Below are 17,026 nucleotides of genomic sequence, written 5' to 3'. Positions count from 1 at the left end.
GCAATAAGCCTCAACAGTTCAAAAATAAAACTTTCTAACCAAAAGCAACTATTTATAACTTTTATTGGTTTTCGCTTTGACTTCGCGCATTGACTGTAATATTCGATGATAATTATCTAACCTTGATGGTGCAATCGCACCTTGTGCAACAGCTTTCTGGAGTAAACATCCCGGTGTATCTAAGTGATTACAATCACGAAATTGGCAACCACCTAAATAATCATCAAATTCAACAAAACCAGCAATAACTTGCTCTGGCTCTAAATGCCATAAACCAAACTCACGAATTCCTGGCGAATCAATAATATCACCACCATTCGGTAAATGATAAAGCCGAGTTGAAGTTGTGGTATGTTGACCAAGCCCAGATATTTCAGATACTTCACCGGTTAGCGTAGCTTGGTTGTGAGGCAATAGTAAATTGATGATACTGGATTTACCAACACCTGATTGACCAACTAAAATAGAAATTTTACCATCTAAAACCTTCTGTAAAGGTTCAATACCTTGTTGTGACTGACATGAAACAAATAAAACCTGATAACCAATTTTGGTGTAAATAAGAAACTGTTGCTCAATTTCTTGTTTCTTTTGCTCATCAAGTAAATCAATTTTATTCAATACGATAATAGGTGTGATTTTGGTCGCCTCACAAGCGACTAAATACCGATCGATGATATTAAACGATAATTCAGGTAAAACGGCTGAAATAATAACAATTTGATCGACATTTGCTGCAACAGGCTTAACTCCATCATAAAAATCAGGCCGTACTAACTCGGAATGACGAGGATGAACTGCTTCAATAATACCATTAGTATTCGGTTCCAAACTCTCACGCCACAATACTTTATCTCCCGTCACTAATGACGGTAAAGTACGGCGAATACTACATCGATAAATAATCCCAGCATCATCTTCAACATCCGCAGATTTGCCAAACCGACTCACCACCACCCCATCACGAGGCGCAGAGAAATTTGATAGATTTTCATCCATCTTAGTTTCTAAACGTTGTTGATGCTTAGCGGCCATACGCCTTTTTTGATTTTTTGAAAGTTGATTTTTTGCCACGGTTACTAATTTTTTTGGTCAAACAGTTTAGCACTTATGCTACACTACTCAGCATTAAAAAGAAAATTTATACCACAAATTATGACTACTCTATCAAATAATCTGATATGGATTGATCTGGAGATGACAGGACTCAATCCGAATAGCGATCGCATTATTGAAATCGCAACTATTGTAACTGATTCTAATTTAAATATTCTCGCTGAAGGCCCAGTCATTGCCATTCATCAAACAGATGAACAACTTGCGCTTATGGATGATTGGAATCAAAAAACGCATGGCAAGTCAGGATTAATCGATCGTGTTCGTCAAAGTACGGTTACCGAACAACAAGCTGAACAACAAACTCTTGCGTTTTTAAAACAATGGGTTCCCGAAAACTGTTCACCAATCTGTGGTAATACGATTGGTCAAGACCGACGTTTTCTGTTTAATTATATGCCAAATCTAGAAAAGTATTTTCATTACCGTTATTTAGATGTCAGTACGATTAAAGAATTAGCCAGACGCTGGAAACCTGAAATATTAAAAGGTATCAATAAACAGAGTTCTCACCAAGCGTTAGATGATATTCGCGACTCAATCGCTGAATTACTTTATTACCGACAACACTTTTTCAATCTAACTAATGAGTAATCATGAATATTTTATATACGATTTTACTTTATTTAATCCAACCGCTTGTCTGGTTTAGACTGCTTTGGCGCAGTCGCAAAGCACCAGATTATCGTAAGCGTTGGTTAGAACGCTATGGATTTTGTAAAAATAAAGTCAAATCAGGTGGAATTTTAGTTCACGCGGTATCTGTCGGCGAAACACTCGCAGCAATTCCATTGATAAAAACACTTCAAAAACAATATCCGCAGTTACCAATTACCGTTACAACAATGACACCTACTGGCTCTAAACAAGTTAAGACGCTACTAAAAGATAGCGTTAGCCATGTCTATTTACCTTATGATTTACCCTGTTCAATACATCGTTTTCTAAAAGCAGTTAAACCTAAATTAGTCATAATCATGGAAACCGAACTTTGGCCAAACTTAATTAGCCAATGCCATAACAAAAAAATCCCATTAATTATTGCTAATGCGCGATTATCTGAACGTTCAGCCAATAGGTATCACAAATTAGGAAAAGCGATTAGTAAACTATTAACTAAAATCAGCACTGTCGCCGCTCAAAACGAACAAGATGGAGAGCGATTTTTATCGTTAGGTTTGCCAAAAGAGCATTTAACCGTAACCGGTAGTATTAAATTTGATATTGAACTAACTGATAAACAAAGTCTTGCGCAATTAAAACAGCAATGGCAATTAAATCGACCAGTTCTTATAGCAGCGAGCACACATTCAGGTGAAGATGAAATCATTTTATCAGCATTTCAACGACTACTAAAAAATCACTCTAACTTATTACTTATCTTAGTTCCGCGTCATCCAGAACGTTTTAAAACTGTTGAAGAATTAATTTCCGATAATAAGTTAAATTATATCAAACGAAGCACGAAGCAAATCCCAACAGATCAAACGCAAGTGATTTTGGGCGACACCATGGGAGAACTATTAGAACTTTATGGCTTAGCTAATATCGCTTTTGTTGGTGGTAGCTTAATTGAGCATGGTGGTCACAATCCATTAGAACCGGCACTACACCATATTCCAATTATTAGCGGTAAATACTTTTTTAACTTTAAAGTGATTTGTGAACAGTTAATTGAAGCTAATGGTATGTTGATATGTGACAGCACAGCTGATTCACTCTATTCAACTGTAAACAGCTTATTGAATGACGACAATCGTTGTCAGCAAATGGGCGAAAACGCATATCAAGTATTAAAAAGAAACCAAGGAGCACTAAATCGCCTACTTAAGGTTATCCATCACTATCTTGAACCATATAAGGATAACCTATGAAAAACAAACAGGGAGTATTAATTGTTAATTTAGGTACGCCAAGTGCTGCAACGCCAGAGGCAATTCGCTCTTACTTAACAGAGTTTTTACTCGATCGTCATGTTGTCGATCTTCCTGCTTTTATTTGGTATCCAATACTAAAATACCTAGTATTACCTAAACGCGTTCCCTACATCATTAACCATTATCAAAAAATATGGATAAATGAGGAATCACCATTACTCCATTACAGTAAACGCTTGATGAATCAATTACAACAAGCATTACCGGATATACAATGCGAATTAGCCATGACCTATGGTGAACCGAGCTTACAATCCGCACTAAATAATTTAAAATCATGTGAAAAAATAACACTATTACCGTTATTTCCACAATATTCTACAACTACAACTCAGGCGGTATTAGATAAAGTTAAGCAACTTATTCGTGATTGTGCGTTCAAGATTAACTATATTCGTGATTATGCAGATGACGAAAGTTATATCGATGCGCTTTATTCACAAGTGCAACAAGCTTTTTCAACGCAAGGACAACCTGATGTATTGCTTCTTTCCTATCATGGCATACCTCAACGCTATATTGATAAACGGCAAGATGACTATGTGCAAAGATGCCAGTTAACAACCAAGTTATTGATAAAAAAATGCCAAGATAATGGTATCGACTTACCAATCAAAATGGCTTATCAATCAAAATTTGGAAAAGGGAAATGGGTTGAACCAAACACCAGCGATATATTAGAAAACCTAGCTAAAACTAGGACCAAACATGTCCATGTTATCTGCCCGGGTTTTTCGGCGGATTGCATTGAAACACTTTATGAAATTGATGAGCAAAACAGAGAAATATTTTTAGATGCTGGTGGTAAACATTTTTATTACATTCCAGCCTTAAACGATACGCCATTACAGGTGGAATTAATCAAAAATATACTTCAAAAACCCCGTTCCTCAACTTTTTTGACTAATTAATATTTATTCTAACGATAATAAACTATCCAAAATTACATCAGCTGAACGTAAAATTGATTAAGATTAAAGCTAAATTACCAACTAATTTAACCAAGATGATAACCTGTGTTAGGATGGTAGTTAAAAATTATCTGCGCTCAAAGGAGAATTATCGATGAAAATAATCATCATTGGCGCTCAAGCAGCTGGAGCAAGTGCTGCTGCAAAAGCCAAAAGAAGGGACCCCAATGCGACAATCTGTATCTATGAAAAATCAGATATAGTTTCATTTGGAGCTTGTGGATTACCTTATTTTATTGGCAATCATTTTGGCGATGAAAATGAAATGATATCCAGAACACCAGAACAATTTGCTAAAGATGGCATTGAAATCAAAACATTACATGAAGTTATTGCTATTGATCCTCAATTAAAAAAAATCACCATCAAAGACATCAAAAACAATAATTGTTTTGAAGACGATTATGATAAGTTACTCATTGCCGTTGGGGCAACACCGATAATTCCACCTTTAAAAAATCTACAATTGGAAAATATTTTCACTTTACGTGATATGTATGATGGTCTGGCAATAAAAAAAGCTTTAAACCAAAATAGTAATGTCGTGGTCATTGGTGCCGGCTATATCGGGCTAGAAATCACTGAATCGTTAGTAAAATTGAATAAAAATGTAAAATTAATTCAATTAGATGATAGAGTATTGACCGATGCCTTCGATCCAGAACTTACTGAGATAATTGAAGAAAATCTAAAACGACATTGTGATTTACATCTACAAGAGCAAGTACAAGGTTTTGAAGGTGAACAAAAAGTTACTCATGTTATTACTAATAAAGCTAAATATCCCGCCGACATTGTCATTATTGCCACAGGAGTAAAGCCTAATAGCGAAGTTTATAAACACCTCAATATTGAAACTCTTAGTAATGGTGCAATTGTCGTTGATAATTATGGACAAACTAACATAGCTGATATTTATGCTGCAGGCGACTGTGTCGCGCTTCATCATCGCGTTAGCCAATCAATGACTTATATTCCATTAGCGACCGGAGCGAACAAATTAGGTAAAATTGTCGGTGACAATTTAGCAGGCGGTAACAATCAATTCCCAGGAACCCTTGGGACATCAGCATTAAGAGTATTTGATATCGAAGCCGGTCGAACAGGACTAACCGAACAACAAGCTATTAAAGCCAGTATCCCATACAAAACAGTAGTAGTTAAAGATAAAAATCATAGTAACTATGTTGAAGGGCAAACTAGCGTCACGGCTAAACTTATTTATCACGCCGAAACTCGTATTTTATTAGGTGGACAGATTGCTGGGGGCAGCGGTGCTGTATTAAGAACGAATAGTTTAGCCACCGCTATTTGGGCTAATATGAAAATTGATGAATTAGCCATGATGGACTTTTTATATGCACCACCTTTTTCAAGACCATGGGATATTTTAAATATCGCTGGGGGCATTGCTAAATAGTATTGAAATATTTCAAATATTTGCAAAATTATTAAAATTCAAAATATGTGGTTTGGTTTTAATCCAAACCATAAAAGATTATTAAAAATTAATTCAATTTTATCCAAAAGCTGGGGGTAAACATGTCAGATGCCATTTTTCAGGGCACTTTTTTCGAAAAGTTCTTATCCATCACCCATTATCAAACTATAATCGGGATTGGTTTATTACTGCTTTGCTTTTTTGCCGTCATGCGACCGATGCAAACCAAAAAAGTTAATTTTTCCATTAGAATGTTAGTCGGATTGGTGCTTGGTGCTGTTATTGGTTTAGGTATTCAAGCTGCAGCCGGTTTTCCAGAAAGTTCAACTGTTTGGATGCAAGAAACAGCAACATGGTATGGTTTGTTTGGTCGTGCCTTTATTGCCTTCATACGCATGTTAGTGATTCCATTAATTTTTGTCTCAATTGTAAAAGTGATTATTGATTTTTCTGGTAAAGACAATTTGCCGAAAATAGCATTCAGAGGAATTTTTTGGTTACTATTCACTACAGCCATCGCTTGTATTGTCGGTATTATTTTAGCAAATTTACTATCATTAGGTGAGTTGAGTTCAGCATCAACCAAAACGGCTACCGCCAAACAATATACCAATATTATTGATACTTTCGTGAATCTTATTCCAAGTAATATCATCGGCTCTATGGTAAAAGAGAATATTGTAGGCTTAGTTATCTTTTCAGCATTGATGGGACTTGCCGCAAACCGAATGGAAAAAAAGAATCCACAACCTATTGCTCTTTTTAAAACCTTTATTGAGGCGCTCTATAAAATTATCATGTCAATTGCCATGACGATTATTAAATATATGCCTTATGCGGTAATTGCTTTACTTGCTCGTACTATTATTTCAAACGGTATCCCAGCAATTATTGATGTATCAAGCTTTGTATTAGCAATTTACCTTGCAACCATAATAATGCTTGTTGTGCATATTGTGATTGTCATGCTTCATGGAATTTCACCTATCGTATTTATCAAAAAAGCACTTGGCACATGGTTACTTGCTTTCACTAGCCGCTCATCTGTTGGTACATTACCGATGACTATCTCAACATTGACCGTCAGAATGGGCGTCAATACAGGTACAGCGAATCTAGTTGGCTCACTCGGGAGTACAATGGGAATGAATGGCTGCGCTGGCTTTTTCCCAGCCTTACTCGCGGTTATGGTTGCTCATATGGTGGGTATTAATACTGATATTCAATTCTATATAATGCTAGTCATTGTGGTAGTTATCGGATCAATTGGTATCGCAGGTATTCCAGGCACTGCAACAGTCGCAGCGACTGTCGTACTTTCAGGCATGGGTATGGCTGAATACTTCCCATTAATTGGTATGGTGTTAGCCGTCGATCCAATCATTGATATGGCCAGAACGTTAGCTAATGTATCTGGATCAATGACCGCTGCAATAGCAACCGATCATGAAGTTGGATTAATGAATATGGATATTTATAATGATCCGAATGTGACTTTGGATAATGAACAGTCTGAAGTTTAACGATAAAGACAATTTTCAGTTTAATTTAATTAACAAAAAGACGCCAATTGGCGTCTTTTTATATCAGCGGTAAAATAAAATTAAATGGTTTTTAACCATGCTTTAACATCATCACCTAAACTTTTGTGGCGCATTGCGTATTGTACGAAAGTTTGTACATAACCCAATTTATTACCACAGTCGTGGCTTCGGCCTTTAATACAGTATGCGTCAACTGGATCTTCTTCTAATAACATTGCAATTGCATCAGTTAATTGAATTTCACCACCAGCACCTAAAGGTGTTTTCGCTAACAACGGCCAAATTTTCTCAGACAAAACATAACGACCAACAACTGATTGGTTAGATGGCGCTTCTTCTATTGACGGTTTTTCAACTACACTATACATTTGCGTTACATTACCTGCAGATAACTCTTCACCACGGCAGTCAACAATACCATAAGATGAAACAAGATCTTTTGGCACAGGTTCGACCATGATTTGGCTATGTTTAGTGTTATGATAATTATTAATCATCGCCGCTAAATTATCTTGAGTAAGATCACTATCATACTCATCAATAATCACATCTGGTAATACTACAGCAAAAGGCTCATCGCCAACTAAAGGATAAGCACAAAGTACCGCATGACCAAGTCCTTTTGCTAACCCTTGGCGAACACTAGTAATCGTCACGTTTTTTGGCAGAATCCCTTGTACTTCCTGCAAAAGTTGACGTTTAACGCGGGCCTCAAGCATAGCTTCAAGCTCAAAACTGGTGTCAAAGTGGTTTTCAATAGAATTTTTAGACGAGTGCGTTACAAAAATAATTTCAGTTATCCCTGCCGCAATACACTCTTTGACAACATATTGAATAAGTGGTTTATCAACCACAGGTAACATCTCTTTAGGAATCGCTTTGGTTGCAGGTAACATTCTTGTGCCAAGACCAGCAACAGGAATAACTGCTTTTTTAACTTTCCCTTTAACTGATGATTCAAAATTTAATGGCATTTTAATTCCTTAAAATAATAAAATGATAAATTAATTAATTATATTGTTATGACTTTTACATTGTCCTTCAACAAAGGTATTTGCAACTCGCTCTGATCTTAATATATAAGCAGCCCAAATACCGCTCCAAATAAGTTGTCTTACTATTTTAGCTATATCGCTTGTTTCAATCGGAAGTTTAACATAATGATAAGAAAAAAATTGATCCAAAAGAACAAAAGTACATGATGTTACTAGATAACCAATCATATAATAAGGAAATTTATAGTTTTTAGTAAAAAAAAGATAAAGCAAATAAAGGGCAAAAGGAATTAAAATCGCATTAAGACCTAATTCCAAAGGTAAAACCCAACTAAAATTAGGAATATAATATTCAGAAGCAGGATTGATAAACTCACCCCAATGGTCTTTGAAAATCATAACAATAAAACCGATACCGAATAGATTTACTACAATCGAAAATATGATACATATTGCAACAACTATAAGCCAGCCACCTAATCCCTTAAGTTTTGGATTATCCGTCATATAAAGATCCTTAGTTAATAATAGATAAATCATTAAATTTAATTAATGACGAATTATCACTGTCTTTAGCTAAAGAATCAATGGAAATATAAACAATTTGACACGTTTCTAACACAGCTTCTTTAACAACAAACTTTGCTTTACGATCGCGTTCTTCTTTCTGTTTGGCGCTAATGTAAAGATCATCATAACCATCATCATACATTGATGCTCTTTCAAATATATTAGTACTACGCCAAAAAGTCTCTTTTGGATAATCTCGCTCAAAAGTTTGACCCGTTAATTTGCCTTTTAAGCCAACATAACTTATGGGTAAGTGCCGACTAGCTCGACTTTGTGAAAGATAAATATGGGGATATTGTGTAAGGTTGGGTTCAAGTTGGTTTAACTTAAATTCAATACCAGAACGATTTTGATATTGGCAATTGTCCATGATTAAAGGTGCAGTTCGAAAGTTCAACGAACCACACCCTACAAGTAAAAATGCTAAAATAAATAGTCGATACATATGGTTTTGTTTGCTTTTAAGAAGCTATAAGCAAACCCATTTATTATTTACAATTTTTCACTAACATCTTCGGCAGTATTGGTAATTGCTTTACCGCCTGATTGCACGTCTTTACCAACACCTTTAACCGTGTTACAACCTACTACAAGTGTTGTCATCGCGATACTTATCAATAAAATAAATACTTTACGTAACATGTGATTCTCCTCTAGTTAGTCACATTATGATTTGATTGTGGCAAATGCTTCTGCTACACGATGTATATTATGGTGATTTAAACCCGCCACACACATTCTTCCGCTGCCCACCAAATAAACAGCGAAATCATCTTTTAGTTGTGCGACTTGCTCTTTAGAAAAACCGGTGTAACTAAACATACCTCTTTGTTTAAGTAGGTAGTCAAAATTCTGTTTAGGTGCTGCTGTTTTTAATAAATCGACTAATGTTGAGCGCATGCTAACAATACGATTGCGCATTGATTCAACTTCTTTAAACCATAATGCTTTAAGTTCAGCATTATTTAATACGTATGATACAAGTTGTGCACCGTAAGCGGCAGGACTAGAATAATTTCGACGAACCGTTGCTTGTAATTGACCAAACACTCGATTAGCCACTTGATTATTATCACATAAAACGGATAAACCGCCCACTCGCTCACCATAAAGTGAAAATGTTTTAGAAAACGAATTACTGATAAACCCACATAATCCTCGCTCAGCCACTTTTTTTATTGCATAGCTATCACTTTCGATACTTTCGCCAAAACCTTGGTAAGCGATATCCATAAATGGGATGAGATCTCGGTTTTGTAACACATCAATCACTTTGTCCCATTGTTGGTTTGTTAATTCTGCACCAGTTGGGTTATGGCAGCAAGGATGCAATAACACAATACTTTTAGCGGGTAAGGTATTAAGTGTTTCAAGCATCGCATCAAAATTCACGCCACAAGTCTGTGGATCAAAATAAGGATATTTATTTACCTTAAATCCTGCGCCATTAAAAATGGCAATATGATTCTCCCAAGTTGGATCACTAACCCAAACTTGAGAATTAGGGAAATAACGATATAAAAAGTCAGCACCGACTTTCAGCGCACCTGATCCTCCTAATGTCTGAACAGTGGCTATCCGCTTCGTTTGAAAAGCAGGATTATCTTCACCAAAAAGCAATGATTGGATTGCCTGACAATAACTCGGTAAGCCACTCATCGGCAAATAAAGTTGTGCGCCTTGTTGATGATGATAAATATAGTCACGAGCCGTTTTAATACACGATAATTGAGGAACCACACTATTTTCATCATAATAATAACCAATACTCAAATTGGTCTTGTTTTCGCGCTTATCATTATTGAATTCAGCAACTAATGATAATATTGGATCCCCTGCGTACGACTCTACTTTTTCAAACATTTTCCCAACCTAATTAAATCAGTAAATATCAATGGATGATTGTAGATTATTGCACCAACTTAATTGGCAATCAATCACTAAATAATAGTTTAAATATAAATAATTTTAGGATAATAAAATAGACCGTTTAAAAGACTGATTTGGATATAAAACGTTAGAATAGATGGTCAAAAACGGGATTTTAAATAAAAAAAACCTCAAAAACCCCGTTCCTCAACTTTTTTTTACTTCATTAGCACCTTTCGGTGCTAACAATTATAAGTCGCTTATTTAACCGCAATAACTTCAATTTCAACTTTTGCATCTTTAGGAATGCGAGCAACTTGTACACAAGAACGAGCAGGGAATGTTGCTTGATTCTCTGTAAAAAATGCCTCATAGACACTATTCACATCCGCAAAATCATTCATATCTGCTAAAAAAATTGTCGTTTTAACGATATTTTTAACTTGATATCCTGCCTCAGTAATAATTGCTTTTACATTCGCTAAACTTTGTTTAGCTTGCTCTTTGACACAACTTGGCATCTCACCTGTAGCTGGACTAATTGGAATTTGACCTGATGCAAATAACATGTTGCCCAAATCAACACCTTGAACATAAGGACCTATTGCTGCTGGTGCTTTGTTGGTATTAACAACTTTTACCATATATGATTTCTCCTTTCATCTTGTTATGCATCTCATTTCAACAGGAACCAATTTTAGTGTCAAGTCATGGTAAATTTATGATCATGGGACTTCTGCCAATTTTCTGATATGATAGTTGAAAATTTTTTCATTTGTTGAGAGTTAGCATGTTTGAGAATTTAACTGACCGTTTATCACAGACATTTCGCAATATTAGTGGGCGTGGACGCTTATCAGAAGATAATATCAAAGATGCCCTACGTGATGTCCGTATGGCATTACTTGAGGCTGATGTTGCCCTACCTGTGGTACGAGAATTTATTAACCAAGTTAAACAAAAAGCTGTTGGTTTAGATGTTAATAAAAGTCTAACACCAGGCCAAGAATTCATCAAAATCGTTCAAGCAGAACTTACTACAGCTATGGGTGAAGTTAATAGTTCACTTAACTTAGCCACCCAACCTCCAGCCGTCATTCTAATGGCAGGTTTGCAAGGTGCGGGTAAAACGACTAGCGTTGCAAAACTAGCAAAATTTTTAAAAGAAAAACAGAAAAAGAAAGTGTTAGTTGTCTCTGCTGATGTTTATCGCCCTGCGGCCATAAAACAGTTAGAAACACTCGCTAAAGCAATTGATGTGGAATTCTTCCCGTCAGATATCAATCAAAAACCTATTGATATTGTTAACAAAGCAATTTCACATGCTAAATTACAATTTTTTGATGTCCTTATTGTCGATACCGCTGGTCGATTACATGTCGATAGCGAGATGATGGATGAAATCAAAGCATTGCATGATGCAATCAATCCAATTGAAACGTTATTTGTGGTCGATGCCATGACCGGGCAAGATGCTGCTAATACGGCAAAAGCATTTAATGACGCATTACCTTTGACCGGGGTTATTTTAACTAAGGTGGATGGTGATGCTCGTGGCGGTGCGGCGTTATCGATTCGTCATATTACCGGTAAACCAATCAAATTTTTAGGGATGGGTGAAAAGACGGATGCATTAGAACCTTTTTATCCTGACCGTATCGCTTCACGCATTTTAGGGATGGGTGATGTACTCTCTTTAATTGAAGAGTTACAGAGTAATGTTGATCGTGAAAAGGCAGAGAAAATCGCCAAAAAACTTAAAAAAGGCGATAAGTTTGATTTTAATGACTTCCAAGATCAACTTCGACAAATGCGTAATATGGGTGGAATGGGCGCTATGCTGGCTAAACTACCTGGCGTTGGTCAACTTCCTGATCATATCAAAGCACAGATGGATGATAAAATCACCATCAAGATGGAAGCCATAATTGGTTCGATGACATTAAAAGAACGAGCCAACCCCGAAATCATCAAAGGCTCACGCAAACGCCGTATTGCTAATGGTTCAGGTACCCAAGTGCAAGATGTTAACAAGCTGCTTAAGCAGTTTGAAGATATGCAAAAAATGATGAAAAAGATGAAAGGTGGTGGCATGATGAAGATGATGCGCCAAATGAAAGGTCTAATGGGGGGAGGCATGGGCTTCCCACCTAGATAACATTTTACGTCGCTTTTCTTTCAATAAAATACTATCGTGCAAAGTTACACGATAGTATTTCAATAAACTCAATTTTCTCGATTTAGCGCTTTAATTTTAGTTGGACGCTGCATAGTTAATACAGTACCAATCGATGAAACTATAATAAATAGAATAGCAATCCATTGATAATGAGTTAACTGTTCGTGTAAAACAATTAATCCAGAAAACGCAGCAAATACAGGTGACAAGCTCATCAGAGTACTAAAAGTTTGTGCGGGTAATCGTGGCAAAGCGATCATATCCAGGCCATATGGAATAGCAGACGCCAATAATGAAACGACAAAAACGAGAGGCAACAGATCCATCGAAAACATGGTGCTACCACTGTGCCATACACCAATAGGAAAGAGTAATATTGAGGCAATAATCGAACCTACCGCAACACTTGAGGCACCATAAATTTCACCCGCTTTTCGCCCAAAAACAATATAACCAGCCCAACAGCTTCCTGCACATAAAGCTAGTAATATACCGATAGGATCCAAATCGTTAGAAGCCTGATGAATAGGAAGCAACATCACCAATCCAATGATCGCAATAGCTAACCAAACAAAATCAGTTAATCGGCGCCCAGAAAACATCGCAACCATAATTGGTCCAGTTAACTCTATTGCCACAGCAATTCCTATTGGGATTCGAGATATGGCATTATAAAAAGCCAAATTCATACATCCCATAGCGACACCATACAGAATAATATATTTAATGGCTGACTTAGTAATAGTTTTACGCCAAGGTTTAAAGATTATTACCAATAAAATCGCTGAGAAAAACAACCGCCATGCTGTCATCGCCTCAGGCCCTAGTACAGGAAACAAGTATTTAGCAAATGAAGCACTTGCTTGCACTGATATCATCGAAATAAAAATTAAAAAAACAGGCCAAGATCTTTTGAGCATAATGACTACCTAAATTAAAGTAATTGCATATTAAGGGAAGCAATTTGTTTATACAGCAACGTAAAATCAATTTTCGTATAAATAATATTTTTTAAATATCACATCACGTTTAGTTATCCCTTTTTACTGATAGTAAAGCCAGATCTTGTAGCGCTTTTTTATAAGGGGAATCAGGTAAGATTGAAATAACATTGAATGCTTTATTGGCCTCTTGTTGAGCCGTTTTTAAAGTAAATTCAAGAGATCCACACGACTGCATAACTTTTAAAATATGATCTAATAAATGCCTGCCATTACCTTGCTCGATAGCTTGACGGATTAATGTCGCATCTTCTGAATTAGCATGATGCATTGCATGCAATAATGGTAAGGTTGGTTTACCTTCATTGAGATCATCACCCAAATTTTTACCTAATTTTTGATTACTATCCGCACTATAATCTAATAAGTCATCAATAATTTGAAAGGCGGTTCCCAAGTATTTTCCATACTCTTGCAGTGCAAATTCTTGCTCTGGTGTTGCTCCTGCTAATACTGCTGCTGAATGCGATGTTGCTTCAAACAGTCTTGCTGTTTTGCGATAAATAACTTGTAGGTATTGCTCTTTAGTAATATCAGGATCATTACAATTTATCAGCTGTTGAACTTCACCTTCAGCAATAATATTTGTTGCTTCTGACATTATCTTCAATACTTTGAATGATTCTGTGCGTACCATCATTTGGAAAGATCTTGTGTAAATATAATCACCAACTAAGACACTTGCCGCATTACCAAATAGCGCATTAGCAGTTGATTTACCTCGCCGTAAATCAGATTCATCAACAACATCATCATGCAATAAAGTTGCAGTGTGAATAAATTCGATAAAAGCTGCGGTAATAATATGTTTATCACCCTGATAATTAAGCGCTTTAGCTATTAACAAAGCAATAACTGGGCGAATCCGTTTTCCACCACTACTAATGATGTAATTCCCTAATTGATTAATTAGTACAACATCAGAACTAAGTTCTGCTTGTATTGCTTCATTAACTTTAACTAAATCATCTTGCACTAGATCGAGTATTTGTTTTATCGATGGATTATTCATCAGTCTAACCACTACAAATGGGAGATATTTATTTACTATTATCTGATAAATATTTTTAAGCAACAAGTATTGCTAAATCATATTTAAAAAAATACTACAAATGATAAGCATTTTCATTTAGAATACACACCTTAAATGAACATTAATTACTGTTATGAAGATCAACTTTGATATAGATATCAACAACGAAAAAGAGCCGCAATCACCTGCTTCTAATAAGCAAAAGGATGCCTATATATATACATCGATCTCTGTAATATCACATTTATTTTTATTTGGATTATTGTTCAGCTCTGCACTGTTTGCAAATAATATCGTTGTTGATGAAGGTGATAATTCAATTAAAGCTGTTATGATTGACCTTACTCAGTTAGCAGCTCCGGAACAATCATTGGTTGAAGAAACACCTGAAATCAAAGGTGCTGAAAACAGTGAAATCATTGACAATAAACCAATTGAAGAACCAGTCGTAGAGCCAGAAGTCGTTGAAGAAAAGATTCCGGAACCTACACCTGAAATAGAACAAAAAAAACCAGCAACAGAGCCAGATAAACCAGTTATTGTTAAACCTAAACCAAATAAGAAAAAACCACCGACACAAAAATCATCTCGTCAACAAGTTAGACAAGATGTGATAAGTGATAATATAGCAAATACTTCAGTAGCTCCTAAAGTATCTGATAATCGACAATATTCTGGTAATCCCTCTCCAATTAGTCGTAATCGACCAGAATATCCTCGAAGAGCACTAGATATGCGCTTAGAAGGTTATGTTGTTGCTATGTTTGATGTAACTAGTGAGGGCCGTGTTGAAAATATTAGGATTATTGAAGCCCAACCTAATAATATTTTTAATCGCTCGGTTATCTCAGCAATGAAAATGTGGAAATATAAGCCGATTGCCGGAAAAGATCTCAAAATAAAAATTGTTTTCAATCGTGATAGTTCAATTAGCTTAGGAAGCAATTAATCACTCATTCCTCAATCAATAACTATTATTAAATAAAAAACTGTAAAAGCACTAATTTTATAATTCAATTAGTGCTTAGTTGATAAATAGTTTATCTATTCTTTTGCATTAAAAGTTCAATTTCCTGCGGTTGTTTAGGTACCGTTGAGGTTAAAATTTCGTTACCAGATTCGGTAACCAAAATATTATCTTCGATACGAATCCCAATACCTTTATAACATTCTGGCACATCAGCATCTTTATTAATATAAAGTCCAGGCTCAACGGTTAAGACCATACCCGGAGCGAGTATGCGATCACGATCACTGCCAACATCATGCACATCAATGCCTAACCAGTGACCTAATCCATGCATATAGAATGCTAAATAAGCTTTGTTAGTAATCAATGTTTCAACATCACCTTGCATAATTCCAAGCTTAACTAATCCTTCAACCATAATCCGAATAATTTTTTGATTAACTAATGATATTGAGGTGCCTGGTTTCAATAATTTGATAGCTGTACATTGCGCAGTTAACACAATGTTATATATTTCGAGTTGTGCTTGACTAAATTTACCATTAATCGGAAATGTTCGAGTAATATCACCTGCATAATAATGATATTCACAACCTGCATCAATTAAGACTAAATCGCCATCTTTGAGCGTGTCGCTATTATTTTCATAATGCAATATACAACCATTATTACCTCCGCCAACAATAGTATTATATGACGGCCATCGAGCGCCATGCCATGCAAACTCATGTAATATTTCAGCTTCTAATTGATATTCATACCAATTAGCCTGGCATTTTTGCATTGCCCGAATATGGGCTTGAGCACTGATTTCGCACGCTTTACGTAAAAGAGCCATTTCATATTCAGACTTAAACATTCGCATTTCATGAACAATTGGTCGCCAATCAATAACTGTACTCGGCGCAGAAAGTTTAAATCGAGCACCTTGCCGTAATGTATTGATTGCTTTCTTAATTATCTCGTCAGCATAATCATATAGCTGGTCTGCATAATAAATTGCTTTTTTTCCATTTATTAAATTTGGTAGAACACTCTCTATATCATCGAAAAGATAAGCCTCATCGACTAAAATCTTTGTTAATGCCTCTTGCTGGCCTAAGCGATAGCCAGTCCATGTTTCGGCTAAAGGATCTTTCTTGCGATTAAATAAAATATATCGTCCTTGACCGTCTTGTTGTTTAATTATTGCCAAAAGCGCTTCTGGCTCTGCAAAAAAAGTAAAATACCAAAAGTCACTATCTTGTCTATAAGGATAGTGGGTATCATTACTTCGTTTAACTTCTGGTGAAGCAAAAAATAAGGCAATGCTATTTGGCTCCATCTGAGCCAATAATTTATTTCGCCGATCTAGCAGTTCTGTCTTGGTCTGAATATCTATCATAGCGTTTACCTTGATA

General features: G+C 35.9%; 17 protein-coding genes. 7 read left to right on the top strand and 10 right to left on the bottom strand.

The features are described 5' to 3' along the window. Window positions 1–48 precede the first annotated feature (48 nt). Window positions 49–1,074, bottom strand: a complete 1,026-nt coding sequence (gene rsgA / locus GYM76_RS00430; protein WP_255561357.1) for a small ribosomal subunit biogenesis GTPase RsgA — start codon at window positions 1,072–1,074, stop codon at window positions 49–51. Between the two features lie 81 nt (window positions 1,075–1,155). On the opposite strand from rsgA, the gene orn reads away from it, so the two are divergent. The 5 genes from orn (at window position 1,156) to GYM76_RS00405 (ending at window position 6,988) form a co-directional block, all read left to right on the top strand. After that, window positions 1,156–1,710, top strand: coding sequence for an oligoribonuclease (gene orn, locus GYM76_RS00425; protein WP_370632576.1), 555 nt, complete (start codon window positions 1,156–1,158; stop codon window positions 1,708–1,710). Window positions 1,711–1,712: 2 nt separating this feature from the next. Continuing rightward, window positions 1,713–2,990 (top strand): lipid IV(A) 3-deoxy-D-manno-octulosonic acid transferase, encoded by a 1,278-nt coding sequence (gene waaA, locus GYM76_RS00420; protein WP_220225530.1) that lies wholly within the window; start codon window positions 1,713–1,715, stop codon window positions 2,988–2,990. Then, window positions 2,987–3,964 carry a ferrochelatase gene (hemH, locus tag GYM76_RS00415; protein WP_220225529.1) on the top strand — a complete coding sequence of 326 codons (978 nt, stop codon included), beginning with the start codon at window positions 2,987–2,989 and terminating at the stop codon, window positions 3,962–3,964. The genes waaA and hemH overlap by 4 nt, the downstream gene beginning before the upstream one ends. A gap of 154 nt (window positions 3,965–4,118) precedes the next feature. Further along, window positions 4,119–5,444, top strand: a complete 1,326-nt coding sequence (locus GYM76_RS00410; RefSeq protein WP_220225528.1) for a CoA-disulfide reductase — start codon at window positions 4,119–4,121, stop codon at window positions 5,442–5,444. A gap of 122 nt (window positions 5,445–5,566) precedes the next feature. Beyond that, on the top strand, window positions 5,567–6,988 hold the full coding sequence (locus GYM76_RS00405; RefSeq protein WP_220225527.1) for a cation:dicarboxylate symporter family transporter: 1,422 nt from the start codon (window positions 5,567–5,569) through the stop codon (window positions 6,986–6,988). 80 nt (window positions 6,989–7,068) lie between these two features. On the opposite strand, the gene galU is transcribed toward GYM76_RS00405, so the two are convergent. From galU to GYM76_RS00375, 6 genes are all read right to left on the bottom strand, one after another. Beyond that, window positions 7,069–7,983, bottom strand: a complete 915-nt coding sequence (galU, locus tag GYM76_RS00400) for a UTP--glucose-1-phosphate uridylyltransferase GalU (RefSeq protein ID WP_220225526.1) — start codon at window positions 7,981–7,983, stop codon at window positions 7,069–7,071. A 30-nt stretch (window positions 7,984–8,013) separates the two neighbouring features. Beyond that, entirely contained in the window at window positions 8,014–8,511 is a 498-nt protein-coding gene (locus tag GYM76_RS00395; RefSeq protein WP_065561798.1) for a DUF2569 domain-containing protein, read from the bottom strand. 10 nt (window positions 8,512–8,521) lie between these two features. Further along, complete coding sequence (locus GYM76_RS00390) at window positions 8,522–8,971, bottom strand: hypothetical protein (RefSeq protein WP_220225525.1); 450 nt, start codon at window positions 8,969–8,971, stop codon at window positions 8,522–8,524. Window positions 8,972–9,066: 95 nt separating this feature from the next. Beyond that, on the bottom strand, window positions 9,067–9,177 hold the full coding sequence (locus GYM76_RS00385; RefSeq protein WP_370632592.1) for an entericidin A/B family lipoprotein: 111 nt from the start codon (window positions 9,175–9,177) through the stop codon (window positions 9,067–9,069). A gap of 63 nt (window positions 9,178–9,240) precedes the next feature. Beyond that, window positions 9,241–10,437 carry an amino acid aminotransferase gene (locus GYM76_RS00380; RefSeq protein WP_220225523.1) on the bottom strand — a complete coding sequence of 399 codons (1,197 nt, stop codon included), beginning with the start codon at window positions 10,435–10,437 and terminating at the stop codon, window positions 9,241–9,243. Window positions 10,438–10,703: 266 nt separating this feature from the next. Further along, a complete protein-coding gene (locus tag GYM76_RS00375) occupies window positions 10,704–11,087 on the bottom strand; it encodes a RidA family protein (protein ID WP_220225522.1) in 384 nt (127 codons plus the stop codon). Between the two features lie 146 nt (window positions 11,088–11,233). Here GYM76_RS00375 and ffh point away from each other — a divergent pair, with 146 nt between their 5' ends. After that, on the top strand, window positions 11,234–12,601 hold the full coding sequence (ffh, locus tag GYM76_RS00370) for a signal recognition particle protein (protein ID WP_065561794.1): 1,368 nt from the start codon (window positions 11,234–11,236) through the stop codon (window positions 12,599–12,601). 68 nt (window positions 12,602–12,669) lie between these two features. Here the strand turns inward: ffh and GYM76_RS00365 are convergent, their stop codons facing one another. Both GYM76_RS00365 and ispB read right to left on the bottom strand, forming a co-directional pair. Further along, complete coding sequence (locus tag GYM76_RS00365; RefSeq protein ID WP_065735224.1) at window positions 12,670–13,542, bottom strand: EamA family transporter; 873 nt, start codon at window positions 13,540–13,542, stop codon at window positions 12,670–12,672. 109 nt (window positions 13,543–13,651) lie between these two features. Continuing rightward, on the bottom strand, window positions 13,652–14,635 hold the full coding sequence (gene ispB, locus GYM76_RS00360; protein ID WP_065561792.1) for an octaprenyl diphosphate synthase: 984 nt from the start codon (window positions 14,633–14,635) through the stop codon (window positions 13,652–13,654). 154 nt (window positions 14,636–14,789) lie between these two features. On the opposite strand from ispB, the gene GYM76_RS00355 reads away from it, so the two are divergent. Next, window positions 14,790–15,605, top strand: a complete 816-nt coding sequence (locus GYM76_RS00355) for a TonB family protein (RefSeq protein ID WP_065735225.1) — start codon at window positions 14,790–14,792, stop codon at window positions 15,603–15,605. Window positions 15,606–15,696: 91 nt separating this feature from the next. Here GYM76_RS00355 and pepP read toward each other — a convergent pair whose 3' ends face one another. Then, window positions 15,697–17,010: a Xaa-Pro aminopeptidase gene (pepP, locus tag GYM76_RS00350; RefSeq protein WP_220225521.1), complete on the bottom strand. Its 1,314-nt coding sequence runs from the start codon at window positions 17,008–17,010 to the stop codon at window positions 15,697–15,699. Window positions 17,011–17,026: the final 16 nt, after the last annotated feature.

It is taken from the genome of Gilliamella sp. ESL0443 (genome assembly GCF_019469165.1).
In the GTDB taxonomy this organism is placed as follows: domain Bacteria; phylum Pseudomonadota; class Gammaproteobacteria; order Enterobacterales; family Orbaceae; genus Gilliamella; species Gilliamella apicola_E.
Note: the sequence above shows the minus strand (reverse complement) of the source record. Positions and strands in the feature narration are given on the sequence as shown.

Bases quoted from the DNA above. Each gene is read 5' to 3' on its own strand.
- orn (WP_370632576.1), top strand. From the start codon at position 1,156: ATGACTACTCTATCAAATAATCTGATATGGATTGATCTGGAGATGACA.
- waaA (WP_220225530.1), top strand. From the start codon at position 1,713: ATGAATATTTTATATACGATTTTACTTTATTTAATCCAACCGCTTGTC.
- hemH (WP_220225529.1), top strand. From the start codon at position 2,987: ATGAAAAACAAACAGGGAGTATTAATTGTTAATTTAGGTACGCCAAGT.
- GYM76_RS00410 (WP_220225528.1), top strand. From the start codon at position 4,119: ATGAAAATAATCATCATTGGCGCTCAAGCAGCTGGAGCAAGTGCTGCT.
- GYM76_RS00405 (WP_220225527.1), top strand. From the start codon at position 5,567: ATGTCAGATGCCATTTTTCAGGGCACTTTTTTCGAAAAGTTCTTATCC.
- galU (WP_220225526.1), bottom strand. From the start codon at position 7,983: ATGCCATTAAATTTTGAATCATCAGTTAAAGGGAAAGTTAAAAAAGCA.
- GYM76_RS00395 (WP_065561798.1), bottom strand. From the start codon at position 8,511: ATGACGGATAATCCAAAACTTAAGGGATTAGGTGGCTGGCTTATAGTT.
- GYM76_RS00385 (WP_370632592.1), bottom strand. From the start codon at position 9,177: ATGACAACACTTGTAGTAGGTTGTAACACGGTTAAAGGTGTTGGTAAA.
- GYM76_RS00380 (WP_220225523.1), bottom strand. From the start codon at position 10,437: ATGTTTGAAAAAGTAGAGTCGTACGCAGGGGATCCAATATTATCATTA.
- GYM76_RS00375 (WP_220225522.1), bottom strand. From the start codon at position 11,087: ATGGTAAAAGTTGTTAATACCAACAAAGCACCAGCAGCAATAGGTCCT.
- ffh (WP_065561794.1), top strand. From the start codon at position 11,234: ATGTTTGAGAATTTAACTGACCGTTTATCACAGACATTTCGCAATATT.
- GYM76_RS00365 (WP_065735224.1), bottom strand. From the start codon at position 13,542: ATGCTCAAAAGATCTTGGCCTGTTTTTTTAATTTTTATTTCGATGATA.
- ispB (WP_065561792.1), bottom strand. From the start codon at position 14,635: ATGAATAATCCATCGATAAAACAAATACTCGATCTAGTGCAAGATGAT.
- GYM76_RS00355 (WP_065735225.1), top strand. From the start codon at position 14,790: ATGAAGATCAACTTTGATATAGATATCAACAACGAAAAAGAGCCGCAA.
- pepP (WP_220225521.1), bottom strand. From the start codon at position 17,010: ATGATAGATATTCAGACCAAGACAGAACTGCTAGATCGGCGAAATAAA.